The sequence below is a fragment of the Micromonospora sp. DT63 genome, from assembly GCF_049841615.1.
In the GTDB taxonomy this organism is placed as follows: domain Bacteria; phylum Actinomycetota; class Actinomycetes; order Mycobacteriales; family Micromonosporaceae; genus Micromonospora.
Genome location: NZ_JBNCKQ010000006.1, coordinates 4,631 through 30,457, shown reverse-complemented (window position 1 = coordinate 30,457; position 25,827 = coordinate 4,631). Strand labels below are relative to the sequence as shown.

At 71.3% G+C, this 25,827-nt stretch carries 21 protein-coding genes; 10 read left to right on the top strand and 11 right to left on the bottom strand.

Features of this window, described 5'->3' with window-relative positions:
- Positions 1-32: 32 nt before the first annotated feature.
- Positions 33-1,772: an ATP-binding cassette domain-containing protein gene (locus ACLQ27_RS21685; RefSeq protein WP_425868358.1), complete on the top strand. Its 1,740-nt coding sequence runs from the start codon at positions 33-35 to the stop codon at positions 1,770-1,772.
- Positions 1,762-3,210: an aminotransferase class V-fold PLP-dependent enzyme gene (locus ACLQ27_RS21680; RefSeq protein ID WP_357495220.1), complete on the top strand. Its 1,449-nt coding sequence runs from the start codon at positions 1,762-1,764 to the stop codon at positions 3,208-3,210. The genes ACLQ27_RS21685 and ACLQ27_RS21680 overlap by 11 nt, the downstream gene beginning before the upstream one ends.
- Before the next feature lie 12 nt (positions 3,211-3,222).
- Here the strand turns inward: ACLQ27_RS21680 and ACLQ27_RS21675 are convergent, their stop codons facing one another.
- Positions 3,223-3,621, bottom strand: a complete 399-nt coding sequence (locus tag ACLQ27_RS21675; RefSeq protein ID WP_425868356.1) for a hypothetical protein — start codon at positions 3,619-3,621, stop codon at positions 3,223-3,225.
- A 277-nt stretch (positions 3,622-3,898) separates the two neighbouring features.
- On the opposite strand from ACLQ27_RS21675, the gene ACLQ27_RS21670 reads away from it, so the two are divergent.
- The 4 genes from ACLQ27_RS21670 to ACLQ27_RS21655 all read left to right on the top strand — a co-directional run bounded on the left by ACLQ27_RS21670 (position 3,899) and on the right by ACLQ27_RS21655 (position 8,019).
- The gene (locus ACLQ27_RS21670) at positions 3,899-5,155 is read left to right on the top strand and encodes a family 16 glycosylhydrolase (protein ID WP_357495222.1); all 1,257 of its coding nucleotides are present in this window, start codon (positions 3,899-3,901) and stop codon (positions 5,153-5,155) included.
- Positions 5,156-5,324: 169 nt separating this feature from the next.
- Positions 5,325-6,347, top strand: a complete 1,023-nt coding sequence (locus ACLQ27_RS21665) for a DUF4331 family protein (protein ID WP_425868354.1) — start codon at positions 5,325-5,327, stop codon at positions 6,345-6,347.
- Positions 6,348-6,473: 126 nt separating this feature from the next.
- Complete coding sequence (locus tag ACLQ27_RS21660; protein ID WP_425868352.1) at positions 6,474-7,019, top strand: hypothetical protein; 546 nt, start codon at positions 6,474-6,476, stop codon at positions 7,017-7,019.
- A gap of 127 nt (positions 7,020-7,146) precedes the next feature.
- Complete coding sequence (locus tag ACLQ27_RS21655) at positions 7,147-8,019, top strand: hypothetical protein (protein WP_357495228.1); 873 nt, start codon at positions 7,147-7,149, stop codon at positions 8,017-8,019.
- Between the two features lie 103 nt (positions 8,020-8,122).
- Here ACLQ27_RS21655 and ACLQ27_RS21650 read toward each other — a convergent pair whose 3' ends face one another.
- The 3 genes from ACLQ27_RS21650 to ACLQ27_RS21640 form a co-directional block, all read right to left on the bottom strand.
- Entirely contained in the window at positions 8,123-11,104 is a 2,982-nt protein-coding gene (locus ACLQ27_RS21650; protein ID WP_425868350.1) for a fibronectin type III domain-containing protein, read from the bottom strand.
- Positions 11,105-11,290: 186 nt separating this feature from the next.
- The gene (locus ACLQ27_RS21645; protein WP_357495232.1) at positions 11,291-11,521 is read right to left on the bottom strand and encodes a DUF2188 domain-containing protein; all 231 of its coding nucleotides are present in this window, start codon (positions 11,519-11,521) and stop codon (positions 11,291-11,293) included.
- Positions 11,522-11,594: 73 nt separating this feature from the next.
- Complete coding sequence (locus tag ACLQ27_RS21640; RefSeq protein ID WP_425868348.1) at positions 11,595-12,281, bottom strand: M23 family metallopeptidase; 687 nt, start codon at positions 12,279-12,281, stop codon at positions 11,595-11,597.
- A gap of 89 nt (positions 12,282-12,370) precedes the next feature.
- Here ACLQ27_RS21640 and ACLQ27_RS21635 point away from each other — a divergent pair, with 89 nt between their 5' ends.
- Positions 12,371-13,036 carry a hypothetical protein gene (locus tag ACLQ27_RS21635; RefSeq protein WP_357495234.1) on the top strand — a complete coding sequence of 222 codons (666 nt, stop codon included), beginning with the start codon at positions 12,371-12,373 and terminating at the stop codon, positions 13,034-13,036.
- 45 nt (positions 13,037-13,081) lie between these two features.
- Positions 13,082-13,660 (top strand): TetR/AcrR family transcriptional regulator, encoded by a 579-nt coding sequence (locus ACLQ27_RS21630; protein WP_357495236.1) that lies wholly within the window; start codon positions 13,082-13,084, stop codon positions 13,658-13,660.
- A 17-nt stretch (positions 13,661-13,677) separates the two neighbouring features.
- Here the strand turns inward: ACLQ27_RS21630 and ACLQ27_RS21625 are convergent, their stop codons facing one another.
- The gene (locus tag ACLQ27_RS21625; protein WP_357495238.1) at positions 13,678-14,013 is read right to left on the bottom strand and encodes an SH3 domain-containing protein; all 336 of its coding nucleotides are present in this window, start codon (positions 14,011-14,013) and stop codon (positions 13,678-13,680) included.
- Between the two features lie 10 nt (positions 14,014-14,023).
- Between ACLQ27_RS21625 and ACLQ27_RS21620 the strand changes: the two genes are divergently transcribed.
- A complete protein-coding gene (locus ACLQ27_RS21620; RefSeq protein WP_357495240.1) occupies positions 14,024-14,644 on the top strand; it encodes an ATP-binding cassette domain-containing protein in 621 nt (206 codons plus the stop codon).
- A gap of 16 nt (positions 14,645-14,660) precedes the next feature.
- Here ACLQ27_RS21620 and ACLQ27_RS21615 read toward each other — a convergent pair whose 3' ends face one another.
- The 4 genes from ACLQ27_RS21615 to ACLQ27_RS21600 all read right to left on the bottom strand — a co-directional run bounded on the left by ACLQ27_RS21615 (position 14,661) and on the right by ACLQ27_RS21600 (position 19,909).
- A complete protein-coding gene (locus ACLQ27_RS21615; RefSeq protein WP_425868345.1) occupies positions 14,661-15,977 on the bottom strand; it encodes a hypothetical protein in 1,317 nt (438 codons plus the stop codon).
- Positions 15,978-15,989: 12 nt separating this feature from the next.
- On the bottom strand, positions 15,990-17,516 hold the full coding sequence (locus ACLQ27_RS21610) for an alkaline phosphatase D family protein (protein ID WP_425868343.1): 1,527 nt from the start codon (positions 17,514-17,516) through the stop codon (positions 15,990-15,992).
- A 123-nt stretch (positions 17,517-17,639) separates the two neighbouring features.
- Complete coding sequence (locus ACLQ27_RS21605) at positions 17,640-18,626, bottom strand: TolB family protein (RefSeq protein WP_425868341.1); 987 nt, start codon at positions 18,624-18,626, stop codon at positions 17,640-17,642.
- The gene (locus tag ACLQ27_RS21600) at positions 18,623-19,909 is read right to left on the bottom strand and encodes an MFS transporter (protein WP_357495248.1); all 1,287 of its coding nucleotides are present in this window, start codon (positions 19,907-19,909) and stop codon (positions 18,623-18,625) included. The genes ACLQ27_RS21605 and ACLQ27_RS21600 overlap by 4 nt, the downstream gene beginning before the upstream one ends.
- Positions 19,910-20,124: 215 nt before the next feature.
- On the opposite strand from ACLQ27_RS21600, the gene ACLQ27_RS21595 reads away from it, so the two are divergent.
- Positions 20,125-21,501: a DUF7594 domain-containing protein gene (locus ACLQ27_RS21595; RefSeq protein ID WP_425868340.1), complete on the top strand. Its 1,377-nt coding sequence runs from the start codon at positions 20,125-20,127 to the stop codon at positions 21,499-21,501.
- A 1,409-nt stretch (positions 21,502-22,910) separates the two neighbouring features.
- Here the strand turns inward: ACLQ27_RS21595 and mmsB are convergent.
- Complete coding sequence (gene mmsB, locus ACLQ27_RS21590) at positions 22,911-24,161, bottom strand: multiple monosaccharide ABC transporter permease (protein ID WP_234582840.1); 1,251 nt, start codon at positions 24,159-24,161, stop codon at positions 22,911-22,913.
- Positions 24,158-25,696 (bottom strand): multiple monosaccharide ABC transporter ATP-binding protein, encoded by a 1,539-nt coding sequence (gene mmsA / locus ACLQ27_RS21585; protein ID WP_357495254.1) that lies wholly within the window; start codon positions 25,694-25,696, stop codon positions 24,158-24,160. Before mmsA ends, mmsB begins: the two co-directional genes overlap by 4 nt.
- Between the last annotated feature and the right edge of the window lie 131 nt (positions 25,697-25,827).

The following is a 25,827-nucleotide window of genomic DNA, read 5'->3' as shown; positions in this document are numbered from 1 at the left end:
ACACGTCACCGAGCGGATCGGGCATCCTCGACATGACGACCGAGCAGACCGCCGCACCACCGCGTACCGGCGTCGCCATCGTGGCCGACGGCCTGGGCCAGAGTGTCCGAGATGGACGCCGGATCCTGGACGACATCTCCCTGGCCGTCGCGCCGGGCGAGCTGGTCGCGATCATCGGGGCCAGCGGCGCCGGCAAGACCACCCTGCTGGAGACGCTGGCCGGGGTCCGCCGACCGGCTGCGGGCACCGTGGCGTACGACGGCAGCAGCGCCGCGCCGGGCGCGGTCGGCTTCGTTCCGCAGGACGACATCATCCATCGCGAGCTACCGCTGGCCCGCACCCTGCACTACGCGGCCCGGCTACGCCTGCCCTCCGGGACCGGCCCGGCCGAGGCGGCTCGCCGGGTCGCGGCGGTGCTCGCCGACCTGCGGCTCACCGAGCGGGCCGACGTGCCGGTGGGCCGCCTCAGCGGCGGTGAGCGCAAGCGCGCCAGCATCGCCGTCGAGCTGCTGACCCGACCCGGCGTGTTCCTTCTCGACGAACCCACCTCCGGGCTGGATCCGGCGATCGCCGTGGAACTGCTCCGGGTACTGCGTACCCTCGCCGACGCCGGGACCACTGTCGTGCTCACCACCCACCAGATCACCGACGTGGACCGGTGCGACCGCGTCGTCGTGCTGACCCGCCAGGGCCGCCTGGCCTACGCCGGCACGCCCGCCGCCGCCCGGGAGTTCTTCGGCCTGCGGTCCCTGGCCGAGGTGCACCTGCGGCTCGACGAGGAGTCCGATCCGGCCGGGTGGCCGGATCGCTTCGCCGCGTACCGCGACACCGGCCGGGCCGCGGACACGGACACGGCCGGCCCGCCCATCGTCGGGGCCGAGCCGAGGGCGATGGACGGCGCGGGCGGTACGGACCACCCGGGCCGGACGGCCCGGCGGGTCGGTCGGCTCCGCCAGTTCGCGCTCCTCGCCGCCCGCAACGCGGAGATCGTCGTCCGCAACCGGTTGACGCTGGCGATCCTGCTCGGCTCACCCCTCATGGTGCTCGGCATGTTCGCGCTGCTGTTCCGCCCCGGCGCCTTCGACCCGACGAACCCCCGCCCGACCGTCACCGTGATGATCCTGTTCTGGATCGCATTCGGCGGTTTCTTCTTCGGGTTGACCTACGGGCTGCTCCAGATCTGCACGGAGCTGCCGATCCTGCGTCGGGAGCGGCTCGCCGGCGTCCGGCTGCTCCCGTACCTGCTGGCGAAGGTGGCGGTGCTGCTGCCGCTGCTCGCCCTGGTGGATCTGGCCCTGCTCGGGGTGCTGCGCGCCATGGACCGGCTGCCTCCGGTCGACGGCGGCGCCTTCGCCGCCCTGTACGCGACCCTGCTGCTCTCCTCGGCGGCCGCGCTCGCGCTCGGTCTGCTCTGCTCGGCGGCCGTCTCCGACCCGGCCCAGGCGACGCTCCTGCTGCCGATGCTGTGCTTCCCGCAGGTGCTGTTCGTCGGTGCGATCCTGCCGGTGCCGGCCATGGCGGCCGGGGGCCGGTGGCTCAGCTACGCGATGTCGAACCGGTGGGCGTTCGAGGGGCTGGGGCACACCGCCGGGGTCGAGCGGCTGTGGCGCGACGGTGGCTCACCGCTCGGCCCGCCGCTGCTGCAGACGTACGGCGACAGTTTCTCTCGACCGATCTGGGTCGACTGGCTGGTGCTCGGCGGGTTCGTGCTGCTCTTCCTCGCCGCCGCGTGGGCGGTCCTGGTGCGCCGGGAGGCCCGCCGTGCGTCCTGAACACGCCCCCTACCCCGAACCGGCGGCGCTGCCCGGGTACGCCGAGACCGCCCGGATCGACGAGCTGCGCGCCACCGAGTACCAGCACCTCGACCGGCACGGGCAGGTCTACCTCGACTACGCCGGCGCCGGGGTGACCGCGCAGGCTCAGGTGCGGGCGCACCACGACCGGCTGCTGGCGAGCCTCTACGGCAACCCGCACTCGGAGAGCCCCACCAGCGCGGCGGCCGGGTCCCTGGTGGAGTCGACCCGGCAGGCGGTGCTCGACTTCTTCCACGCCGACCCGGCCGAGTACGCGGTGGTGTTCACGCCTAACGCCAGCGGCGCCTGTCGACTGGTCGGCGAGGCGTACGACTTCGGTCCGACCGCGCCGTTCGCGCTGACCTGGGACAACCACAACTCGGTAAACGGCATCCGGGAGTACGCCCGGGCGGCCGACGCGCCGGTGCGGTACGTGCCGCTGAGCGGGCCGGAGCTGCGGATCGCAGAGGCTGACCTGGTGACGGTGCTCGACGCCGGACGGCGGGGCCGGTCCGGCCGCCGTGGACTGTTCGCGTACCCGGCGCAGAGCAACTTCTCCGGTGTGCAGCACCCGTTGAGCTGGGTGGAGCTGGCCCACCGGCACGGCTACGACGTTCTGCTGGACGCCGCCGCGTTCGCCGCGACGAATCGGCTGGATCTGCGTGCCGTCCGACCCGACTTCGTCTGCCTGAGCTGGTACAAGCTCTTCGGCTACCCGACCGGCGTCGGCGCGTTGCTGGCCCGCCGCGACGCGTTGGCCCGGCTGCGCCGGCCGTGGTTCGCCGGCGGCACCATCCGTGCGGTGAGCGTGCAGGGCGACTGGCACCGCTCGATGGACGACGAGTCGGCGTTCGAGGACGGCACGCTCAACTTCCTGAGCATCCCGGATGTCGAGTTCGGGCTGCGGTGGCTCGACTCGATAGGCGTGGACCTCGTGCACACCCGGGTCGGCCTGCTCACCGAGTGGCTGCTGGGTCGCCTGTCCGCGCTACGGCACCGCACCGGCGAACCGTTGGTGCGGGTGTATGGGCCGACGACGGGCGTGGGCCGGGGCGGCACCGTGACGTTCAACGTCCTACGCCCGGACGGATCTCCGGTGGACGAGCGGCTGGTAGCGCGGGAGTCCGCCGCGGCCGGCTTCTCGCTGCGGACCGGCTGCTTCTGCAACCCGGGGGCGGGCGAGGGCGCGTTCGAGATCAGCGGGCCCGCGTTGCGGCGCGGGCTGCTCGCGCGGGTCGACACGATCGACGAGTACCTTGGCGCGCTGCGGTTGCCGACCGGCGGCGCGGTCCGGGTCTCGTTCGGCCTGGCCTCCAACGCCTCCGACGCGCAACGCCTCCTCGCCTTCGTCGAGGCGTCCTACCTCGACCGGGACGTCAGCGCGGAGCCACCGCTGCCTCCCCGCCTGCGCTGCTGACGCGCCCCGGGGTCAGACGGCCTGCGACACCGACGCCGGACGGTGCTTGATCTCCTCCATGAACGCGAAGCGGGCGGTCAGCTCGGCAAGCGTCAGCCCGGCCCGCCAGGCCGAGGCCACCTGGGCGACCTGGAGAAGGTCCATGCAGTCACCGCGCGCGAGCACCTCACCCGCGGACCGGACGTCGATCATGAAGTATCGGGCCTGCGAACCCAGCCCGATGCAGACCACGCCCTGATCGGAGTGCAGCTCCGCGCAGGTGAATTGGGCCCGCCCCTGCTCGGGGGCGGTCACCCGCCCGATGTCGAGCTGGTGGCGGGCAGCGGTCTCGATGAGCGCGGGGGCGAGGCCACCCCGCTCGACCAGGTCCGGGTAGAGGCGCACACCCAGCGCCGTCGACGCGTCGCTCATGACTGACTCCCACTTCCTTGTGACAGAGACCAGCAGCACGCAGGTTACGGGGAGGTTTCCTGCGGACCTCGTCATCCTGTCCCGCGTGGACGCTCCACGGCAATAGGAAGGTTCGATTCGACAGCTATCGAGGGGTGCGATCCGCCGGGTAACGGACCCGCCGTCACATTGGAAACACTCTTGACAGTAACCCGTTAAATCGACATGCTTCGTCATAGAGAGCGCTCTCTGTCTCTCCGGCGCCGCCCCCTCCGCCACCTGAACCGAGGAGCCTCCCGTGTTCACAGCCCGTCCCGCACCCCGCCTGCGGCCCCTCGCCCTCGCGGCGGTCGCCCTCGTCACCACCCTCGCCTCCCTCACCCTCCCGGGGCAGTCCGACCGGGCCGAGGCCGCCATCGGCCCGATCACCTGGCAGGACGAGTTCAACGCCCCCGCCGGCACACCTGTCGACCAGAGCAGATGGCGCTTCGACATCGGCGGTGGCGGCTGGGGCAACAACGAGCGGCAGTACTACACCAACAGCACCAGCAACGCGGTGCACGACGGCCAGGGCAACCTCGTCATCACCGCCCGCCGGGAGAACCCGGCCAACTACCAGTGCCACTACGGTCGCTGCGAGTACACCTCGGCCCGACTGCTGAGCGCGGCGACCTTCACCCAGACGTACGGCCGCTTCGAGGCCCGCATCAAGATTCCGCGCGGCCAGGGCATCTGGCCGGCGTTCTGGATGCTCGGCACCGGCGGCGGATGGCCCGACGCCGGCGAGATCGACGTCATGGAGAACATCGGCCGGGAGCCGAACACCGTCTACGGCACGGTGCACGGGCCCGGCTACTCCGGCAGCGGCGGCATCACCGGCAGCCGGACGATCGGCAGCCCGCTCGCCGACGGCTTCCACGACTACCGGGTGGACTGGGAGCCGAACGCGATCACCTGGTACCTGGACGGGGTGCAGTACCACCGGGTCGATCCCGCCCGGCTCGGCGGGAACCGGTGGGTGTTCGACCACCCGTTCTTCATGATCCTCAACGTGGCGGTCGGCGGTAACTGGCCCGGCTACCCGGACGGCTCCACGCAGTTCCCGCAGCAGATGCTTGTCGACTACGTCCGGGTGTCGAGCTACACCTCCGGCGGCGGCGACCCGGCGCCCGGCACCACCCGGATCAGGGGGGCGCAGAGCGGGCGCTGCATCGACATCCCGAGCGCCAACCCGGTCGACGGCGCCAAGCTGCAGATCTGGGACTGCAACACGACCGCGGCGCAGGCGTGGACGTTCGCCTCCGACGGCACCGTTCGCGCGATGGGCAAGTGCATGGACCCGGCCTGGGCCGGCACCGCCAACGGCACCGAGGTCAACCTGGTCAGCTGCAACGGCAATCCGGCCCAGCGCTTCACGCTCAACGGCGCGGGCGACCTGGTCAACCTCAGCGCCAACAAGTGCGTGGACGTGCGGGAGGCCAACCCCAACAACGGCGGCAAGCTGCACCTGTGGGACTGCCTCGGCGCGGCCAACCAGAAGTGGTCCCGTTTCTGACGAGGCCGGCACGAGCGGTGGGTCGTCCGGGAACCGCTCCGGACGGCCCACCGCCGCGCGCGACAGCACCGTCCACCGGCCCGGCCTAGTTCGGTCGATGGACCGGGCAGGCGCATCCCGACCGCTATGTTCGTTTTAATCCGAATATAGCCGTTACGGGAGTGAGCCCATGTCGCACCACCTTGACACCCCCCTCGCCGCCCAGGGCGGCCAGCTCTACATCGACGACCTGTACGTCTTCAACGGCGACCGCGCCACGGTGTTCGTCATGGACGTCAACAGCTCGGTGACCAAGGCCGACATCAAGCGCGGCTTCCACGCCGAGGCCCGCTACGAGTTCAAGATTCACTTCAACGGCTCGGACCTGGAGGAGCTGACCTACCGATTCGCCTTCGGCGAGCCGGACGGCAACGCCACGCAGACCCTGGAGCTGTACGAACTCACCGGCGCGGACGCCCGCGACGACGCCGCCATGGGAACCCCCATCGCCCAGGGCAGGACCGGCGAGGTGACGACCGGGCAGCGCGTCCGGATCTGGGCGGGCCGGATCACCGACCCGTTCTACATCGACCTCGACGAGCTCGCCACGGTCAACGGCGCGGTCAAGAACGGCGCACGGGTGGATCGCTCGGCGTGGCGGGCGGACCAGGCCAAGAACAGCTTCGCCGGCACCACCGTCGAGTCGATAGTCCTGGAGGTCTCGCACGACGAGCCGCTGCTGCGCGAGGGCACCGAGATCGGCGTCTGGTGCCGGACCCTGCTGGCCACCGACGCGGGCGGGTGGCGGCAGATCAACCGTGCGGGCCACCCCATGATGTGGCCCGTCTTCTGGCCCCACGACACCGACTTCTCCGACCCGGCGAACTTCCGGCACCCCAGCCAGGACCTGTCCGAGGACGGGGAGGAGATCGCCAAGGCCGTCGCCGGGGTCGTCGCGGCGAACGGCACCGCGCCGGACCCGCAGGCGTACGGCTGGAGCGTCGCCCGGGTGCTCTACCCCGATGTGCTGTCGTACACGGTCGGCACGGCAGCGAACTACGGCTTCGCGGTCCACAACGGCCGCACCATGGCCGACAACGCGCCCGAGGTGATGTTCTCCCTGGTCCTCAACACCGGCACCACCTCGGGCCTCACGCCCGAGGTCACGAAGGCCGCCCGCGCCGACACGTTCCCGTACGTGGTGCCGGCCTGACCGCGACAAAAGGCCAGGTCACAGGCGTGGCCCGGGTGATGTTGAGGCTTTTGCCGGTTTTCGGGGTTTTTGCGTAGATACGCTCTGAACCGCATCCCATGGGCGATTCAGGACGAAGGAGACTTGATGCGCAGGAAACTTCTGGCGGGCGTGGCCGGCATTGCCGCCGCCTTCGCTCTCGCAGCGCCGGCCGCCGCCGACACGACCGGCGAAACGGTCGTCACCCTCACCGTCGACGCCGCCGGCGGCCTCTCGATCACGGTGCCCGCGACGGCGAACATCGGGCACGGCGTGGAAGGCTCGAGCGTCTCCGGTCAGCTCGGGCCGGTCACGGTGCTGGACCAGCGGGGGTCGCTCACCCCCAACTGGACCGCCACCGTCATCTCCACCGACTTCGTCACCGGTGGCGGCACCTCGGGAGAGACGATCCCGAACATCAACGTCCAGTACTGGTCGGGCCCCGCAACGGCCACGGCCGGCGGCGGCACCTTCACGCCCGGTCAGCCAACCTCGGCCCAGCAGGTGATCATCAACGTCCCGCGGACGGCGATGACCCACACCGGCGGCACGGGCAACAACTTCGCCACCTGGAACCCGACGCTGGTGGTGAACGTACCGGTCGGCACCGTCCAGGGTGTCTACACCGGGACGGTGACACATTCGGTGTTCTGAGCCGCTCGGCCGGCTGGCGCTGCTGGCCTCGGTCGCCCTCGTGGCGCTCGGGGTTCCGGCGGCGCCAGCCGCTGCCGTGCGGGAGCACCGACAGGATCCCGCCGACGACGCCGCGATCAGCATTCGCATGCTGGACATTCCCGCGAGTCGGGCGCAGGACCCCCGCGCACAGGTCTACATCGTGGACCACCTGAAGCCGGGGACGACCATCGAACGCCGGGTCGAGGTGCAGAACACCTCGGACGAGACGCAGAAGATCGAGTTCTACTCCGGCGGGGCGTCGATCGAGAACAACGCCTTCACCGTGCCCGACGGCCGCACGGGCAACGAGCTCAGTGGCTGGGTCCGACTGGAAACCGCCAGGATGGAGCTGGACCCGGGCGAACGCCGGCCGGTCGGGGTCGAGATCGCCGTGCCGAGGAAGGCGTCCGAGGGCGAACGGTACGCCGCGATCTGGGCGCAGGTCACCAGCGCGAAGGAACGCACCGGCAATGTCACCCAGATCCACCGGGTGGGCATCCGGGTCTACCTCGACATCGGCCCGGGCGGTGAGCCGCCGACGGACTTCCGCATCGGCGCGCTCGCCGCGGAGCCCGGTATCGGGAAGTTTCCGGTGGTCACCGCGCAGGTCACCAACACCGGTCGCCGCGCCCTGGACATGACCGGGACCCTGACGCTGAGCAAGGCGGCGGTCCGGGCCGGGCCGTTCAAGGTGACCAACGGCGTGACGATCCTGCCCGGCGAGACCGGCCAGGTCCGGATCGACGTGAATCAGGACCTCCCCGCGGGGACCTGGGACGTGCGGGCACAGCTCGCCAGCGGCACTGTGGAACGCACCGCGACCGGGACGATCGTCCTGCCCGTCGCGGCGCCGATGGCCGTCTCGACGTCCGCGGGGCCCGGCCTGCTGCCGTACGCGGGCGGCGGGATCGCACTGCTGGTGCTGATCACCGTCGGTGGTTGGTATCTCGTGCGCCGGCAACGGACCCGCCTGGCCTGAGGTCCCCACCCTCCGGCGACTGCCCGGCCCTTCCCTCTGGAGGAAGCGGCCGGGCAGCGTCGTTGCGCCGGTCGCTGGCCCCTGGTGGCGGCGGCGCCCGGTGCTAGATGACCGAGTGCGTCACGACCGCCGTGTAGTCGCCGACCACCAGCCCGGGCGGGAGCGCAACCAGCAGCGTCGGGTTCCAGGTGGCGGAGTTCGGGTCGCCGCTTCGGCCGGACCACCCGGCGGCCGTACGCGGGGTGTCCAGCACCGCGCCGGGCTGCGGGAGGAAGGTTCCGTCGCCGGTGGTGGCGAGGGCCGCACCGGAGGCGTACGTGACGCTGCTGTTCGGGATGGTCTCGCCACCCGAGCCGGACCCCGTGGTGAAGTTCGTGGTCGAGACGACGCTTACCCACCGTCCGGAGAAGGGACCGCGGTCGTCGGTCACGGTCACCGGGCCGAGCTGGCCCGAGACGCCTGTCGCGTCCGAGGTGACGGTGCCGAGCGGGGAGATCGCCGGGACGCTGATGGAGAGCCCGCCGAGCGGGTTGATGACCAGGTCGACAGGTCGGGTGGCGGACTGGTTGTCCGAGTCGGTCACCCGCACCGTGAACGGGAACGTCCCGGACGCGGTGGGCGTGCCGGAGAGCAGACCGCTGAACGGGTCGAGGGTCAGCCCGGCGGGCAGGCTCCCGGCGCTCACCGACCAGACGAAGGGGCTCGTTCCGCCGGCCACGGTGAGCTGGTACTGGTACGGCACGTACGCCTTTCCGGGTGGCGGCGGCGCGAAGGTCAGCGTCGGCGGCGGGTTGACCGTCACCGCCGCGGACGCTGCCGACTGCCCGCCGGTGCCCGCCGCGTTGATCGCGGCCACCCGGAAGGTGTACGTCGCGCCGCCGGTCAGTCCGGTGACGGTCTGGGTCGTGGCGGTCCCGGTGAAGGTCTGCGGCGTCTGCGCCACACCGTTGAGGTACGGCGTGACCGTGTAACCGGTGATCGGCGAACCGCCGTTGGCCGGGGTCGTCCAGCTCAGCGTGGCTGCGGTGGTCCCCGCGGTGACCGAGGTGATCGTCGGTGCGCCCGGCAGGGTGTACGGGACGACCGCCGCCGAGGCCGGACTGGCCGCGCCGGTGCCGTACGCGTTCACCGCCGCCACGCGAAAGGCGTACGAGGAGCCGGCGGTCAGCCCGGTCAGGGTGCGGCTGGTGGTGGCGGCGTCGAAGGTGAGGGTCGGCTGGGTGACGCCGTCCCGGATCGGGGTGATCAGGTAGGTCGTGATCGGGCTTCCGTTGCTCGCCGGCGCGGTCCAGCTGACGGTGGCGCTGGTGATGCCCGCGACCGCCGTGGGCGTGGCGGGCGTGCCGGGTGCGGACGCGTAGACGTAGCTGGCCGATCCCGCCGAGCCGCGGGTGACGACGCTGACGGTGACCGTGGCGGCGCTGGAGCGGGCGGGCATGGAGGAGATGCCGAGTGTGCCGTCGGAGTTCACTGTGAAGCAGCCGGCGGCCGGGCCGGACGTGCACGGCAGCAGCAGCACCGCCGTACCGGCCTGCTGTTCGGCGGCCGTGCCGATGGTGATCGCGGTCGCTGCGGTGAGGCCGCTGCCGCCGACGATGACCGCGATGCCCCCGGCGATCGAGCTCTGCGCCGGGGTGACGGTCACGCCGCTCGGTGCCGTGGCCGGCGCCACGGGCGTGGTGGCGGAGGAGTAGCCCGGGTTGGCGTCGATCGAGGACGAGGTCGCCACCGTGGCGGTCTGGATCAGCGCCGGCGTCACCCCGGTTCCGGTCACGGTCGCGACAACTGTGATCGGCGGCAGCGAGGTCCCGCCGGGGAACGGGCCGTTGCTGTTGGTGCAGCTGATCGTCTGCCCGGATGGTGCGCCGCAGACCCAGCCGGAGCCGAACGCCCCGCGCGGCACGACACCTGTGGGCACGGTCTGGGTGACCGAGATCGGCGCCGTCTCGGTGGCCCCGGCGTCGACCCCAGCGGTGATCGAGTAGGTGACGGGATCGCCGGGCTGCGGGCTCGGGCCGACCGCGCTGGTCTGCGACACGTTCAGGTCCGGCACCGGGTTGAAGGTGACCGCGCGGGCGTTGTCGAGCTCGTGGAAGTCGGTGACCGAGCCGGTCGAACCCACCCAGCCGAAGGCGAGTTGCCGGGGGAAGCCGCTGGCGTTGAGCCAGGTCGGCGACGGGTACAGGCTCGGCGACACGACCGGGAGGCTCCCGGCCAGCGTCCGCGCCGATCCTCCGACCGGCGTGAACCGCACCCGGTACTCACCGGCCGGCACGGTGATCCCGGTGTCGGTCGTGTACGGGGACGAGGTCGTGTTGGCGACCACCTCGACCGGCACCACCGAGGCGGCGCGGGTGGTGGCACGCAGTGTCAGCGGGGGCGACGAGGTGGTGGTGGCGGTGCTGTTGATGGCGCAGTAGCCGACACCGTTACGGCCCGGTCCGCGGATCACGACCTGGCCGGGCACCCGATTGTTGGTGGTGGAGATGTACGGCGGATTCGTGCAGCCGGAGCCCTGGTAGAGGCTGTTGCTGAAGTTGCCGAAGACGTCCAGCCCGACGCCCAGGTAGCCGTTGGACAGACCCACCGAGGCGCCGTTGAACGCCGCCGAGTAGCCGAGGGATCCGCCCGGCTGGCCGATGACCGCCGGGGACAGCGGGTTGGCCGGATCGACGGCGGCCAGCGCGAACGCCATGCCGTCCGCTCCCGGGCTGGAGCCGCCGTACTGGTAGGTGTTGAACGAGACGTGCAGGCCCTGCGAGGTGGGCACGCTCACCGCGCCGAACACCCCGCCCTGGCGGGTGGCCGTGGCCGGGGTGAGGCGCAGCTTGCCCGCGCCCTGCGGGTCGGTGGACGTGGTGCAGCTCAGCAGGGGGCCGTTTGTCGAGTTGCCGGCCGCGCTCAGGCAGGCGGTGTTGGTCGCGGTGGGGGTGGGGACGCCCGGCACCGTCACGGGGCCGATGCCGTTCGCGGTGTTGTTGTGGAACGGTTGGTCGAACAGGACCGACCCGACCGCCCACGCGGAAGGCGGTGCGAGCGCGAGGGTTCCCGCGGTGACGGCGACCACCAGAGCCGCAGCGCTCACGGGACGACGCCGCCGACCCCGAAACGTCATGTCCACTCCCAGCTTTCACTTCAGCCCCGAAGTGGACTATATCCCTCCAAATCCCCCACCCTCGGTGGACGGCGATAAAGCTGGAGTGGACGCGCGCACAGACGGACCGACCTCCTCGGTCATGCCGAAGAGGTCGGTCCGCAGGCGGTGCGGCGGTCAGCCCGGGATCTCCCGCGGGTCGCGGCTGCGCGGGTACGTGTTCTTCTCACCGATCGTGCCGTCCTGCTTCTTGATCACATGCTCGACGCCCCGGTCGGCTGCCATGTCGCGCCCCTGCGCCTGCGCGTCGGCCTTGGAGTCGTGCGTGCTGCTGGCCCGGTCGTTACCCTCCGGACGGTTCTTCCACTGCCCGTCTTCCTGGTACGTGTCGACGTCACCCTTGGCCATCGCCAACTCCTCCCCTGCGTCTGAACTGTCACCAGGATCAGTGCCCCGAGCCGTGCCCGGTAAACCGCGCTCCTCAGGAGACGGTCGGGCAGTTGTCGCTCACCCGCCGGAGTATCTGTTCGCGTTCGTCCGTGGTGATGCCCGACGGCGTGCCGCCGAAGTGGGTCTCGACCTTGTCCCAGCCGCGTCGCTGCTCGTAGTGCAGGTGCGGAGCGCCGGAGTCCCCCGTACTGCCGAGCCGTCCGATCTGCTCACCCTGGGCGACCTTCTGCCCGACCTTGACCAGTGGCGGTTCGAGCATGTGCAGGTACTGCGTCTCCCACTTGCCGCCGTGATCGATCTTCACCCAGTAGCCACCACCGCGACCGCGCGGGCCTTGCGGATTCTCCGGCGTACGCCCACCCAGCGAACCGTTGATGCCCGCCACGGTGACCGTGCCGCCGTAGGACGCGAGCACCGGACGCCCCCACGCCTCGCCCTCGGTGGGGAACAGGTCGACGTCGAAGTCGTCGTGCCCGGGGTAGGTGCTGAGCTGCCACGTCTCGCCGCAGGCGACCGGCATCTGAAAGAGCGGGCGGGGACCGGCCGGGCGCAGCAGCGGCACGACCACCACGGCGACGCCGGCCACGGCAGCCACGACGACGAGCGCGAGAAGCACGGGGATCACCCGTCGGCGGGTGCGGCGGTGGCTGCGGGCTGGAGTGGGGCGGCCGGTCGTCACCGGCCCGAGCATGGCAGACGCCGGCAACGCTCCGGCCATGGGTGGCCCCGCTTCGCGTTGCAGTCGAATCGTAAAAGCGTTATCGTCTTTGCAATGCACTTGCATTGGAACCATTGCGGGAGGCGACCATGACCGACACCAGGACGCCGACCAGCGCGAGAGTGGGACCGCTGGTGCGCCGGGCGGCCGTGGCCGAGGCCGCGATGTGGCGCAGCCTCTACCTGTGGGCACGGCGCCGTCCACTGCCGTTGGGGCCCGGCGACGAGCCGTTCGGCTACCTCGTCGTGGTCAAGCCGATCCTCGGCATCTTCATCGCCCTGTCGGTGGTCGAGATCCCGATCTTCGACCTGATCGTCACCCACGTGGTGCCGTGGCGGCCGGCCCGCTGGATCGTGCTCGGCCTGGGCGTCTGGGGCGTGCTCTGGATGCTCGGCCTCTGGGCCGGCATGACCATCCATCCCCACGTCGTGGGTGACACCGGTCTGCGGGTGCGGGTCAACTCGGGCATCGACATCTGGATCCCCTGGACGGACGTCGAGGCGCTGCGCAAGCGCCACCGCTCACTGCCGTCCAGCAGGTCCGTCCAGATCGAGCAGGAGGGTGACCGCCGCGTCCTGCACCTCTCGGTCGGCAGCCAGACGAGCATCGACGTCCTGCTACGCCGGCCGACGACGTTCGACCTGCCCACGGGCCGGTCGGCGCCGATGGACGAGCTACGGCTGTACGCCGACGACCCCGACGGACTGCTGCGCAGCGCCCGGGGCACACCCGCGGGCGACACCGCCCGCCACTAGCGTCGTCGGGGTGTGCCAACGACCCACTGTGAAACGATCGAGGTCATGCCCAGGAAGGTCGATCACCAGCAGCGACGCACCCTCATCGCGGACGCGTTGATGCGGGTCGCCGCCGATCAGGGCCTGGAGGCGGTCAGCCTGCGCCACGTGGCCACCGAGGCGGGCGTCTCCGCCGGGATGGTGCAGCACTACTTCCGCACCAAGGACGAGATGATGACGTTCGCGTTGAGCGTGGTCCGCGAGCGCAGTCAGGTCCGGGTCACCGAGGCGGTGGCGGGCCTGGGCGAGAACCCGTCCCCCCGGCTGCTGCTGCGCACGATGATCGCCGCGCTCCTGCCGCTCGACGAGCACACCCGCGACGACGGTCGGGTGGCGCTCGCGTTCCTCGCGTACACGGCGGTGCGACCGTTGGCCGCGGCCAGCCTCCGCGCGGACACCGCGCAGCTCGCCGCGTTCATCGCCAGCGTCCTGCCCAGCAACGACGCGGCCGCGGCGGCCGGCCTGCTGGCGCTGATGGAGGGGCTGGGCGTGTACCTGCTCGGTGGCCAGTACACCGCCGAGCAGGCCCTGGACGCTCTGGACGCCCACCTGGACCTGCTCTTCGGCGCACCGACCACCTCCTGAGCGACGACGCCGCTACCTCAACAACGCGGCACGTTCGGGATGTACCCGTCGTAGCCGGTGAGCAGGTACGCGTCGGACACGTAGCGGTTGGTGCCGATCCGGTCCCAGACGGAGGTGGTGCCGTACGGGCCGGTGACCGTGCTGCCGACGGCCTGGCAGTAGACGGACACGGTGGCGCCGTCGGCGACCGAGCCGACGACCGGATAGCTGGCGCCCGGGCCGGAGCGCACGTTCAGGGTGCTCGCGCTGGTGGTCACCGTGCCCGAGCCGATGCCGGTGATCCCGTTCACCAACTGCAGGTAGTAGCTGTCCCGACTCTCGGCCAGGGGCCTGGCCGCCCTGCGCGGGGCCACTGTCGGCACTGTGCTCCAGGGCGCCGAACGCAACCTGCTGCCCTACCTGTCGCTGTCCCGCAACATCTGGTTGGCGCAGCGACCCGTGGCACGCCTCAGCAGACGCCGACTCGACCCGCCGGAGGCGATCCTGGAGCTGGTCGGTCTCGCCGGCGCCGGCGCGCGGCGGGTGAGCGACCTGACCCCGGGGCAGCGCCAGCGGGCCGCTCTGGCGCAGGGGCTCGCCGCCGGGCCCGGCCTGCTCCTGGTCGACGAGCCGACGAGTCAGCTCGACGTGGCCGGTCGCGACGACGTGCTCGCGGCGCTGGCCACGGTCAACGCCGAGCGGGGCACCACAGTGGTGGTGGTGACCCATGACGGCGAGGTGGGTGCCCGGCTGGGCCGAGCGGTCACCATCCGCGACGGCCGGGTCGGCGCCGAGGGGCGTGACGGCCGTGACTTCGCAGTGGTGGCAGGTGACGGCACGATCCAGTTGCCGCCCGAGACCTGGGCGGCCTTCCCGGCCGGGACGTTGTTCGAGGTCGACCAGACCGATCAGTCGATCACTCTGCGCGCGGTGGCCGCCCCGTCGTCCCCCGGCGGAGACGACGGGGCGGCCAGCGCCGGCGGCAAGCCCGACCAGGCCCTCTGAACGGACCGGGTCCGGCTCAGTTCACCCGGGCGGCGGCCCGCGCCTTGCGCTGGCGCAGTTCGTCGGCGGTCATCAGCCAGGTCGAGTTCGTCGCCCCGAGACCGAGGAGCACCTGGTCGAAGCCGTTGCCGTCGTTGTCGTCGGTGTAACAGAGACTCACCTCGCCCCACGGGGATGCCGCGACGGCCAGGTGTTCCTGCCGGCCCGTCGTGGTCTGGCTCAGCGCCTGCGCCGGCAGCCGACTCGCGGATGTGCCGTCGGGGTTGAGGCCGCGCGCCCAGACGTCCGGGTTGGCGCCGGACACCGTCCAGCCCACCACGACGTTGTCCTCGTCGTCGATGCCGACGCCCGGCGCGACGGCCCCGGTCCCGGTGGACACCTGGACCTCGCCGTGGCGGGCGGTGCCGGCAGCGGTGAACGAGCGCGCCCACACGCCCCGGGTGCCGGTGTGGTCCGACTCCCAGCCGACGGTGAAGTCACCGGCGAACGTCGCCGCTACCGACGCCCGCTGCTGCTGCCCGCCGCTCTGCGCGTTTGCCGTGCGCCGGGACAGCACCACAGCGCCGTTCGACCGGGCCAGCCGGGTCAACCCGATGTTGTACGAGCCGTTGGCGTCGGCGTCCTCGTCCCAGACCACAAGCGCCTCGCCGGAGGCGGACACCGCCACGTCGGGGCGGTGGTGTGTGCCGGTCGTCTGCGAGGCCGTCACCTCGTACGCCCTGGTGGTGGCGGCGGTGAAACCGGCGGCCTTGACGGTGGCTCCAGCGGTGCCCTGCACGTCCTCCCAGACGACCGTGAAGCCGACGCCTCCGGTGGTGGGGGCGCCATCGGGGTCGAGGGCCACCTTCGGCCAGATCTGCTGCCCGGCGTCGCTGGCGTTGGCCTGCCCCGACCCGAGGATCGCGCCGGCCGGTGACACCACCCGGTACTGGATGTTGTAGACGCCGTTGCCGTCGCCGTCGGCGGCCCAGACGACCACGGCGTTGCCCCGGTCGTCGATGCCGACGTCCGGGCTGATGTGCCGCCAGGCGGCCCCGCTGGTGCCGCCGGCGGAGAGCTTCAGCTCGTAGCCGGGTGTGCCGTCGCGGAACAGGCGCACGTAGATCTCGCTGTGGGTGTCGTCCTCGGGGGCGGTGCTGTCCCGGTCGTCCTCCCAGGCGACAGCGACCTGACCGTTGCGGTTCATGGCGATGGCGGGCAGGTCCTGGTCGCCGCTTGCCACGCTGTTGGCGGTGGTCCAGGTGATCGCCTCTGCGGTCATCGCGGTCGGGGCGGGCGCCACGACGGTCGGGGCCAGCAGGGACGCGGCGAGCAGGGTCGTGAGTGCGGTCATGGGGTGCTCCTTCTACCCGGCCTGCAGGCCGGGCTGGCCGTCGAGGATGACGAACGAGCGCACCGTCGACGCCGGCGCGTCGTGCTCGGTCACCGTGTTGACCGCCCGGAAGTCCGCGCGGACCTGACTGCGTCCGATCGTGGTACGGACGTAGCCGCGCCGGTCGGAGTAGAACTTCAGGTGCGGGTTGGTCGCCGCGTTCGGGATGGTCGTGCTGCCGGTGCCGTTGCCGGTCGAGGTGATCGACGTGCAGACCAGTTCGGTGCCGATCGTGGCCGACGACGGGTTGGCGTAGTCGGCCTTCAGCTCGTTGGCCCAGGACCTGTGCACGTCCCCCGTGAGCACGAGCGGGTTGCGCACCCCACGCTGCTGCCAACCGGTCTGGATGCGGCTGCGGGAGGCCCGGTAACCGTCCCAGGCGTCCATGCTCGCGGCCCCGCTCGCCTCGAACTGGCGGGCGAAGAACACCTGCTGGCCGAGGATGTCCCAGGTGCCGTAGTGCTGGGCCAGCCCGTCGAGCAGCCACGCTTCCTGGGTCGCGCCGGTCAGCGACCGGGAGGTCAGGTCGGCGTCCGCACAGACCTTCCAGCCGTCACCGCAGGCCTGGTCGTCGCGGAACTGCCGGGTGTCGAGCATGTGGAAGGTGGCGAGCTGCCCCCAGCGGACCCGTCGGTAGAGCGGGATGCTGTTGCCGCTCGGCGCGGAGGCCGGCCGCAGCGGCATGTTCTCGTAGTAGGCCCGGTACGCGGCGGTGCGCCGGGCGGTCCACTGGGCCTCGGTCAGCGTCGGGCTGCTGTCGGCGCGGACCATGTTCGCGTAGTTGTTCTCCACCTCGTGGTCGTCCGGCACGACGAGCCAGGGCGCGGCAGCGTGCGCCGCCTGCAGGTCCGGGTCGGACTTGTAGAGGGCGTACCGGCGGCGGTAGTCAGCCAGCGACACGATCTCCGCGCCGACGTGCTGGCGTACCGCTGCGGTGTTGACGCCGCCCTCGTAGATGTAGTCGCCGAGGTGCAGGATCAGACCCGGGTTCTCCTCGGCCATCCGCCGGTAGGCGGTGTAGTAGCCGGCCTCGTAGTGGGCGCAGGACGCGAACGCCAGGACCAGGTCGCGGCCGAAGGTGCCCGGGGCCGGTGCCGTCCGCGTACGTCCCACCGGGGAGATCTGCCCCTGGGCCCGGAACCGGTAGTAGTAGTCGGAGTCGGCGGCGAGGCTGCCCGCGACGACGTGCACCGAGTGGGCGTCGGCGTAGCGGGCGACCACCGAGCCGGACGCGACAAGTGACGAGAAGCGGTCCGTCGTGGACACCTGCCACTCGACAGTCACGTCGGCGTTGGCCATGCCGCCCTGCCCGTCGGCGTTGAGCGGCGAGGATGCCAGCCGGGTCCACAGGACCACGCTGTCGGGGGCCGGATCACCTGACGCCACACCGAGTTTGAAGGGGTACGGCACCGCGGCGCGGGCACCCTGCCCGGGTGTCACCGCGACGCCGGCGACTGCGAGTCCACTGAGGACGAAGATGCGACGGCTCAGCCCTGTCATGGTCAATACCCTCGGGGCCGTCGATGAATGGCGAAGGCTGCGGCGTGGAAGCCGACGTGACGGGACGTTTACCGCGGCATGGCGGTCAGGTGTCCTGGCCGCCCGAGGTTCGCGGCCGGACCGTCAGGTCAGCGGCGACGGCGACTCGGCGCCGGGGATGAGCAGCCTCGGCGTACCGGAACCGTCGGCCGGGACGCTGAACACGTCGGGACGACCGTCGCTCTGGCGCAGTGTGTAGGCCACCGTGGCGTCGTCGAGCCAGGCCGCCTGATCGTCGACGCTTGTGGTCTCCGCCGTCGCGGTGACCCGTCCGGACGCCAGGTCGAGGACGGACAGCCGCCAGCCCTTCGTCGGGTCGGCGTCGATCGCCTCCTTGAAGGCGATCCGGGTGCCGTCGGGCGACAGCGACGGACACTCCACGTTCGTCCGCATCGTCTCGACGGTCCGGGCGGCCACGTCGCCGCGCACGAGATACCGCTTACCGCCGGTGGCCATCGTCGCGTAGAAGTGATTGTCGTCGGCGGTGAAGGTGACACCCCAGTAGTTGACGTCGGGGCTGCGGTAGCCGCGGCCGTCCCGCGTGATCGCGAACTCCTCCAGCGACGTCACGGTGGCGCCGGTGACGGTGTCGAGGATGCCGGTGCGGGTGGAGAAGCCACTCGCCGTGTAGGAGTCGCCCCCGACGAACGTCGTCCAGGAGACCATCCGGCCGGAGGCCGAGACCCGGGCCCGGTTGGGCAGGCCGGGCACGCTGAGCGTCCGCTTCTGGCGCAGCGCCGCGTCGAGCACCACGACCTGGTACGACCACGCGGTCTCCGGCCGCAGGCAGACGCCGGTGCCGGCGGCCGCGTACACCCGCAGGCATTCCAGACCCGAGACGGTACGCGGCCCGGCGGGATCGGCGGTCGCGACGCTGGAGACGTACCGGTCGGTGATGGCCAAGAGGCGCGGGCCCGGCGCGAGGGTGACCGCCTGGTCCCCGGCGGCGGCCGGCGGTGGGGTCCGGGCCGGCTCGGCGGCGATGGCGGCGTAGCCGGCCGCCACGCTGGCCAACAGGACCGCGCTGGCGGCCACCACCCCGAGCTTGGCCCGGGTCGACATCGCGCTCATGGGGACACCTTCCGAGGAGCGGGGCGGAACGGGGAGGCCAGCAGAAGGACGGTGCCGACCAGGACGCCGACGACTGCCACCGCCGCCACCCGAACCGCCGTCTGCGGCCCCCACGCCTGCCAGGCCAGCCCGAACAGGACCGACGAGACGAGGTACGCCAGCGCCTGCCCGGTCTGGACCAGGGCGATCCCGGTGGTCCGCAGCCGTGGTGGAAGCACCGGCCCGGCGAGCGCGATGAGCACGCCGTCGGTGGCCGCGTAGAACGCGCCGTACAGCGCGAGTGTCAGCGCGAGCGCCGGCCAGCCGTGCGCCGGCCCGGACAGCAGCAGGTAGGTCGCGCCGAGGGCCACGTAGCCGCCCACCACCACCGGCAGCCGCCCGATCCGGTCGGCGAGCACACCGAGCGGCGCGGCGAGCACCAGGTAGGCCAGGCTGGTGCCCACGGCCAGCAGCGGGAACCACCGCAGACCAAGGTCCTCCCGGCGCTGGAGCACCAGGTAGACGAAGCCGTCGCCGATGGTGGCCAGGCCGAGCATCGTCGCGGCCAGCAGCAGCCGACGGGTGGGCCGGCTGCGCAGCAGGCCGAACGCCTCGCGGACCGAGACCCGGGGTTCGTCCGGCCCGTCGGCCGCCGTGCCGGTCGGTCGCTCCCGGACGAACAGCACGAGTACGACGACGGCCAGGGCGGCGACGCAGAAGCTGGTGACGAAGACCGCGTCGTACGACTGCCCGACGACCAGCAGGACGGCGAACGCGGCGAGCGGCCCGAGGAACGCCCCGACGCTGTCCATCGCCCGGTGCACCCCGAACGCACGGCCCAGGGCCTCGGGCGGGGTGGAGAGCGTGATGAGCGCGTCGCGGGGCGCGCTGCGCACACCCTTGCCGAGCCGGTCGACGGTGATGACGGCGCCGATCGCCGGCACCGACCGGCCGGCGAGCAGCAGGCCGAGCTTGGCGACGGCGGAGAGCGCGTAGCCGACGCCGGCGACCAGTTTGCGCCGTCGGAACCGGTCGGCGACAAAGCCGCCGACGACCCGCAGCAGCGCGGTGGCGCCCGTGTGGACCCCGTCGAGCACGCCGAAGGCCACCGGGCTGAGTTGCAGGCCCAGCACCAGGTAGAGCGGGAGGACGGCGGCCACCATCTCGGCCGAGATGTCGGTGATCAGGCTGACCGTGCCGAGCGCGACCACGTTGCCGCTGACCAGCGCGAGCCGGCGGCGTCGTGGCCCGGCGTCGGGCGGGTCGCTGACCGGCCGGGAGACGGACGACAGGTACACGCGCATCTCCTCTGATCGTGGGCGACGGTCAGCCATCGTGACGATCCGATCGGGGGCGTCACAAGGGACCGCGAGGGGCGGACAGGCATGCGGCGGGTGAACATCGGACAAACATCGAGGTGTTTCGCTGCCTGAGCGTACTGTTCACCTGGCGGCAGTCCGCCGGTTCATCGACCTTCCTACATTCCTTGCGCTTTCCACCCGCAACGAAGGGGTCCTGGATGGACATTCGAATCGCCCGCCCACCGGTCACGATCGGGACGGTCGCGGTGCTCGTCGCCGCCACCGCCGCCGTCGTCCTGACCGGCTCGGGCACGGCCTCCGCGGCGAGCGTGACGTTCACGCCGGTCGCCGACACCTACGTCCAGAGCGACACGGCGTCCACCAACTACGGCACGTCCACGCAGGTCGTGGTCGACAACTCACCCGCTCGGCGGATGTTCCTGCGCTTCACGGTGAGCGGTGTCAGCGGCACGGTGACCAGCGCCAAGCTGCGGCTGCGCACGATCAGCGGCAACAGCGGTAGCGACGCCGGCGGCACGTTCCGGACGATGTCCAACACCACCTGGTCGGAGACCGGCACGACCTGGAGCAACCAGCCGACGATCGACGGCGCCACCCTCTCCTCGCTCGGCGCGGTCGCCGGCAACACCTGGTACGAGGTCGACGTCACCTCCGCGGTCACCGGCAACGGCACCTTCAGCTTCGGCGCGACCTCGACCAGCGGCGACGGCGCCTACTACGACACGCGCGAGAGTGGAGGCGACGCCCCGCAGCTGGTGGTCACGACCGGCACCACGACACCTCCGTCGGGCGATCCGGTCCTCGTCGGGGCCGGTGACATCGCCACCTCCGGCTCCGGTGACACCGCCACGGCGGCGCTGCTCGACGGCATCTCCGGCACCGTCTTCACGACCGGCGACAACGTCTACGACAGTGGCACCGCGTCCCAGTTCGCCAGCTACTACGAGCCCACCTGGGGCCGGCACAAGGCGCGCACCCGCCCGTCACCGGGCAACCACGACTACAACACGTCCGGCGCGACCGGCTACTACAACTACTTCGGCACGTCCGCCGGCCCGAGCGGCCGCGGGTACTACTCCTTCGACCTCGGCAACTGGCACATCGTGTCGCTGAACTCGAACATCAGCATGTCGGCCGGGTCGACGCAAGAGCAGTGGCTGCGCGCCGACCTGGCGGCCAGCAGCAAGCCGTGCACGTTGGCGTACTGGCACCACCCGCTGTTCACGTCCAGCTCCAACCACGCGCCGTCGACCTCGACGCGCCCGCTGTACCAGGCGCTCTACGACTACAACGCCGACGTCGTGGTCTGGGGGCACAACCACGTGTACGAGCGGTTCGGCCCGATGAACCCGTCCGGTGGCTACGACGCCAGCCGAGGGATGCGCAGCTTCGTGGCCGGGATGGGCGGCGCCGACCACTACGGCTTCGGCACCATCCAGCCCAACAGCGAGGCCCGCAACAGCTCGGCGTTCGGGGTCCTGAAGTTCACCCTGCACTCCGGCAGCTACGACTGGCAGTTCGTGCCGGTCGCCGGTCAGACCTACAACGACAGCGGCACGGGCACCTGCCACTGACCGAGTGATCCCGCCGCACCGGCAGCGGTGCGGCGGGATCACCCCGCGCAGCGACGCGTGACAGTGCGGCACTCGCAACACCCGCACCTCCCCCACGCGATGCCCGCAGCACTGCGCGGCACTCTGCGGCACTGCGCGGCACTGCCACAAGCGGCAACTCGGCACGGCGGGCCGGCGGGCCGGCGGCACGGCAGCACGGTCGCCCGGCGGCACGGCGGCGCTGGACGGTCCGGCAGCACGGCAGCGCGGCACCACGGCGGCCCGGCAGCACGGCAGCAACTCGGCGCCGCGGCCTGCGGCGCTGATCGGCACAACGGCACGGCGACCTGCCGCGCTGTCGAGACGGTGGCACGGCGGGCGGCGGGCGGCGGGCGGCGGGCGGCGGGCGGCGGCCCAGGGTTCCGTGCGGTTCCCTGTAGAGCTGCCCCAGATATGGGCCACTACCCGCCGGGCGGGACAGTCGTCATGCCGGTCGAGTCAGCGGATCATGCGCAATCGCCAGCAAGACAGACCCCTCCCCTCGCTCCCGCTCGCCAGCGGCACGCCAGGCCGCATGCGAAGGACCACACACGCATCAAGACACCTCGCCAATGCAGATCTTGGACAGTTTCCGTTAAGAGAGAACGGAAACTGTCCAAGATCTGCGGCACCGACAACCCGACGACGCCGTCCGTCCCCGGGCGGCGGGCCGTCCGGGGAGCACGCAAGGACGGCGGCCCGTCCAGGGACCGGCAAGGACGGCGCGTCCGGGGATTCCCCAAAGGCGGCGTGACCGCGCGGCCATCGTCACCCGGCACGGCCGTTGTCACGAGCAAGGCCGTCGTCACAAGACAGCCATCATCAGGACAGCCGTTGCCGACCGGCACGGCCGTTGCCACCAGGACGGACGGCGTCAACACGACAGCCCTTGCCAAACGGCACGGACATCGGCACCTGCACAGCCGTTGCCAACCGGCACGGACATCGACACCAGCACGCACGTTGCCGCCGGCGTCACCGGCGCGGCAGTGAACACTGTCGCGCGCCGCGGGGGTGCCGCCCCATATCTGGGGCAGCTCTACAGGGCTTGCGGAGGGTGGGGCCGGCTCCGGATGGGGGCACGGACAACGGCGCGAGCCTTCCCCGACGACGCGGCGCGGGTCTCTGTGGGCGCCGCCGCGCGGAGTCGACGTGGCCGGTGATCGAACGCCCCACACCCCAAACGCCCCACACCTCAAACGCACCGCACCGTCGAACGTCCTTCACCGCAAACGCCCCGCACCGCCGACCGCCGGCACCGCCGGCACCGCCGGCACCCCACACCGCCGAACGCCTGCACCGCCGAACGCCCTCGCTCCGAACGCCCCCGCCCCGAACGACGTGTGCCCCTGCCCGTGGGACGGGCAGGGGCACACGTACGCGGTGTCGCGTCAGCGGGCCGTGCCGGCGCGACGCTTGTTGTAGACGTCGAACGCGACGGCGACGAGCAGGACGAGCCCCTTCACCACCGACTGCGTCGACTGGTCGATGCCCATCAGCTGCATGCCGTTGCTCATCACCGCCATGATCAGACCACCGACCATGGCCCCGACCACGGTGCCCACGCCACCGGTGACGGCCGCGCCACCGATGAACGCCGCAGCGATCGCGTCCAGCTCGAACATGTTGCCGGCCGCGGGCTGCGCACCGTTGGACCGCGACGAGTAGATGACGCCCGCCACCGCCGCGAGGAAGCCCATGTTGACGAACATCCAGAAGTTGACGGTGCGGACCTTCACACCCGACAGCGCCGCGGCCGAGAGGTTGCCGCCGATCGCGTAGACCTGGCGGCCGAAGACCGTACGCCGGGTGAGCAGGCCGTAGACCAGCACCAGCACGGCCAGGATGATCAGTACGATCGGCAGTCCTCGGGCGTGCGCCAACTGCCAGGCGAAGTACATCAGGACCGCGCCCACCAGGACGACCCGTGCGACGAACAGCGGGAACGACTCGACCGGCTGCTGGTAGCGGATGCGCGCCAGGCGGGTGCGGAAGCCGCTCACCGCGTACCCGGCAACGGCGAGGGCGCCGATGAGCAGCGTGAACGCGTCGAAGCCCTGACCGCCGAGCAGCCCGTTGAGGAAGCCCGCCGCGACCTTCTGGTATTCGGCCGGGAAGGGCGACAGCGAGATGTTGTCGAGCACCTGCAGCGTGAGACCCCGGAAGAGCAGCATGCCGGCCAGGGTCACGATGAAGGCCGGGATGCCGGCGTACGCCACCCAGAACCCGTGCCAGGCGCCGACCGCGATACCGACGGCCAGTGCCGCCGCGATGCCCACCCACCAGGGGTGACCCTGCTGGATCACCAGGACGGCGGAGACCGCGCCGGTCAGCGCGACCACCGAGCCCACCGACAGGTCGATGTGCCCGCCGATGATGAGGATGACCATCCCGATCGCGAGCACCAGGATGTACGAGTACTGCAGGACGATGTTGGTGATGTTGCCGGGACTCAGCAGCACCCCGTCGGTCAGGAGCGCGAAGAGCGCGACGATGACGACCAGGGCGACGTAGATCCCGCTCTGCCGAAGGTTGTTCAACACCAGCGCCCGCAGGTCGCTCGTCCCACTGTGCAGGGCGGCGGCGGGTGTGCTGTCCGGGGGCGTCGGGCGCTCCGTCGAAGGGGTTTTGATGCTGGTCATCCGACGAGCTCCTTGTCCTTGGTCATCAGCTCCATGAGGCTTTCCTGGGTCGCCTCGCCGACCGGCTTCTCGCCGGTGATCCGGCCAGCGGCGAGGGTGTAGATGCGGTCGCACATGCCGAGCAGCTCCGGCAGCTCGGACGAGATCACGATCACCGCCTTACCCGCGGCCACCAACCGGTTGATGATCGTGTAGATCTCGTACTTGGCGCCGACGTCGATGCCGCGGGTGGGCTCGTCCAGGATCAGCACATCCGGGTCGGTGAACAGCCACTTCGACAGCACGACCTTCTGCTGGTTGCCTCCGGAGAGCTTGCCGACCACCGCCATGACGCTTGGCGTTCGGATGTTCATCTCCTTGCGGCTGGCCTCGGCAACCTTGATCTCCTCGTTGCCGTTCACCCAGCCCAGGTTGGCCAGCTTGTCCAGGGCCGCGGCCGAGACGTTGCGCCGGACGTCGTCGATGAGGTTGAGGCCGTAGCGCTTGCGGTCCTCGGTGACGTACGCGATGCCGTTGTCGATGGCCTCCGCGACGGTACGGGCGTTGACCTCCCGCCCGCGGACGAAGAGCTTGCCGTGGATGTCGCGGCCGTAGGAGCGGCCGAAGACGCTCATCGCCAGCTCCGTCCGGCCGGCGCCCATCAGCCCCGCGATGCCGACGACCTCACCGGCGCGCACCGACAGGCTGACGCCCTCGACGACCATCCGCTCCTGGGTCGGGTGCCGCACCGACCAGTCCTCGATCCGCAGCACCTCCTCCCCGGGCGATGAGACGCGATCGGGGTAGAAGCTCTCGATGTCGCGCCCGACCATGCCCCGGATGATGCGCTGCTGACTCACGTCGTCAGCGCGCATGTCCAGGGTCTCCACCGTGCGGCCGTCGCGAATGACCGTGGTCGAGTCGGCGATCGCGGTGATCTCGTTGAGCTTGTGCGAGATCATGATGCAGGTGATGCCCTGCTCCTTGAGCTGCCGCAACAGGCCGAGCAGGTGCGCCGAGTCGACGTCGTTGAGGGCGGCCGTCGGCTCGTCCAGGATGAGCAGGCGCACCTTCTTCGACAGCGCCTTGGCGATCTCCACCAGCTGCTGCTTGCCGACGCCGAGCTGGATGACCGGGGTGACCGGGTTCTCGTGCAGCCCGACCGACGCCAGCAGCTCGGCCGCCTCGGCGTTGGCCTTGTTCCAGTCGATGAGCCCGCCACGACCACGCCGCTCGTTGCCGAGGAAGAGATTCTCGGCGATCGACAGGTAGGGCACCAGGGCGAGTTCCTGGTGGATGATGACGATGCCGTTGGCCTCGCTGTCCCGGATGCCCCGGAACTGCATCGGCTTGCCGTCGAACAGGATCTCCCCGTCGTACGAGCCGGAGGGGTGGACGCCGGACAGCACCTTCATCAGGGTGGACTTGCCGGCGCCGTTCTCACCGCAGATGGCGTGGATCTCCCCCCGGCGCACCGCGAGGCTGACGTCCTCCAGCGCGGTCACCCCGGGGAACGTCTTCGTGATTCCACGCATCTCGAGGATGGTGTCGTCCATGGTCACTGTCCTCTGTCGGGTCTGGACGCGGTCCATCACGGCGTGGGGGGGGGGGGGGGGGGCCCCCCCCCCCCCGGGGGGGGAGAAAGAAGGTCGCCCCCCACGCCGCACCCCCCGCCCACCCCAGAACC

Coding starts and splice junctions, on each gene's coding strand:
- ACLQ27_RS21595 (WP_425868340.1), top strand. CDS start 20,125: ATGGACATTCGAATCGCCCGCCCACCGGTCACGATCGGGACGGTCGCG.
- ACLQ27_RS21635 (WP_357495234.1), top strand. CDS start 12,371: ATGACCGACACCAGGACGCCGACCAGCGCGAGAGTGGGACCGCTGGTG.
- ACLQ27_RS21615 (WP_425868345.1), bottom strand. CDS start 15,977: ATGACCGCACTCACGACCCTGCTCGCCGCGTCCCTGCTGGCCCCGACC.
- ACLQ27_RS21675 (WP_425868356.1), bottom strand. CDS start 3,621: ATGAGCGACGCGTCGACGGCGCTGGGTGTGCGCCTCTACCCGGACCTG.
- ACLQ27_RS21655 (WP_357495228.1), top strand. CDS start 7,147: ATGCTGGACATTCCCGCGAGTCGGGCGCAGGACCCCCGCGCACAGGTC.
- ACLQ27_RS21665 (WP_425868354.1), top strand. CDS start 5,325: ATGTCGCACCACCTTGACACCCCCCTCGCCGCCCAGGGCGGCCAGCTC.
- mmsA (WP_357495254.1), bottom strand. CDS start 25,696: ATGGACGACACCATCCTCGAGATGCGTGGAATCACGAAGACGTTCCCC.
- mmsB (WP_234582840.1), bottom strand. CDS start 24,161: ATGACCAGCATCAAAACCCCTTCGACGGAGCGCCCGACGCCCCCGGAC.
- ACLQ27_RS21630 (WP_357495236.1), top strand. CDS start 13,082: ATGCCCAGGAAGGTCGATCACCAGCAGCGACGCACCCTCATCGCGGAC.
- ACLQ27_RS21600 (WP_357495248.1), bottom strand. CDS start 19,909: ATGCGCGTGTACCTGTCGTCCGTCTCCCGGCCGGTCAGCGACCCGCCC.
- ACLQ27_RS21605 (WP_425868341.1), bottom strand. CDS start 18,626: ATGAGCGCGATGTCGACCCGGGCCAAGCTCGGGGTGGTGGCCGCCAGC.
- ACLQ27_RS21645 (WP_357495232.1), bottom strand. CDS start 11,521: ATGGCCAAGGGTGACGTCGACACGTACCAGGAAGACGGGCAGTGGAAG.
- ACLQ27_RS21610 (WP_425868343.1), bottom strand. CDS start 17,516: ATGACAGGGCTGAGCCGTCGCATCTTCGTCCTCAGTGGACTCGCAGTC.
- ACLQ27_RS21660 (WP_425868352.1), top strand. CDS start 6,474: ATGCGCAGGAAACTTCTGGCGGGCGTGGCCGGCATTGCCGCCGCCTTC.
- ACLQ27_RS21640 (WP_425868348.1), bottom strand. CDS start 12,281: ATGGCCGGAGCGTTGCCGGCGTCTGCCATGCTCGGGCCGGTGACGACC.
- ACLQ27_RS21685 (WP_425868358.1), top strand. CDS start 33: ATGACGACCGAGCAGACCGCCGCACCACCGCGTACCGGCGTCGCCATC.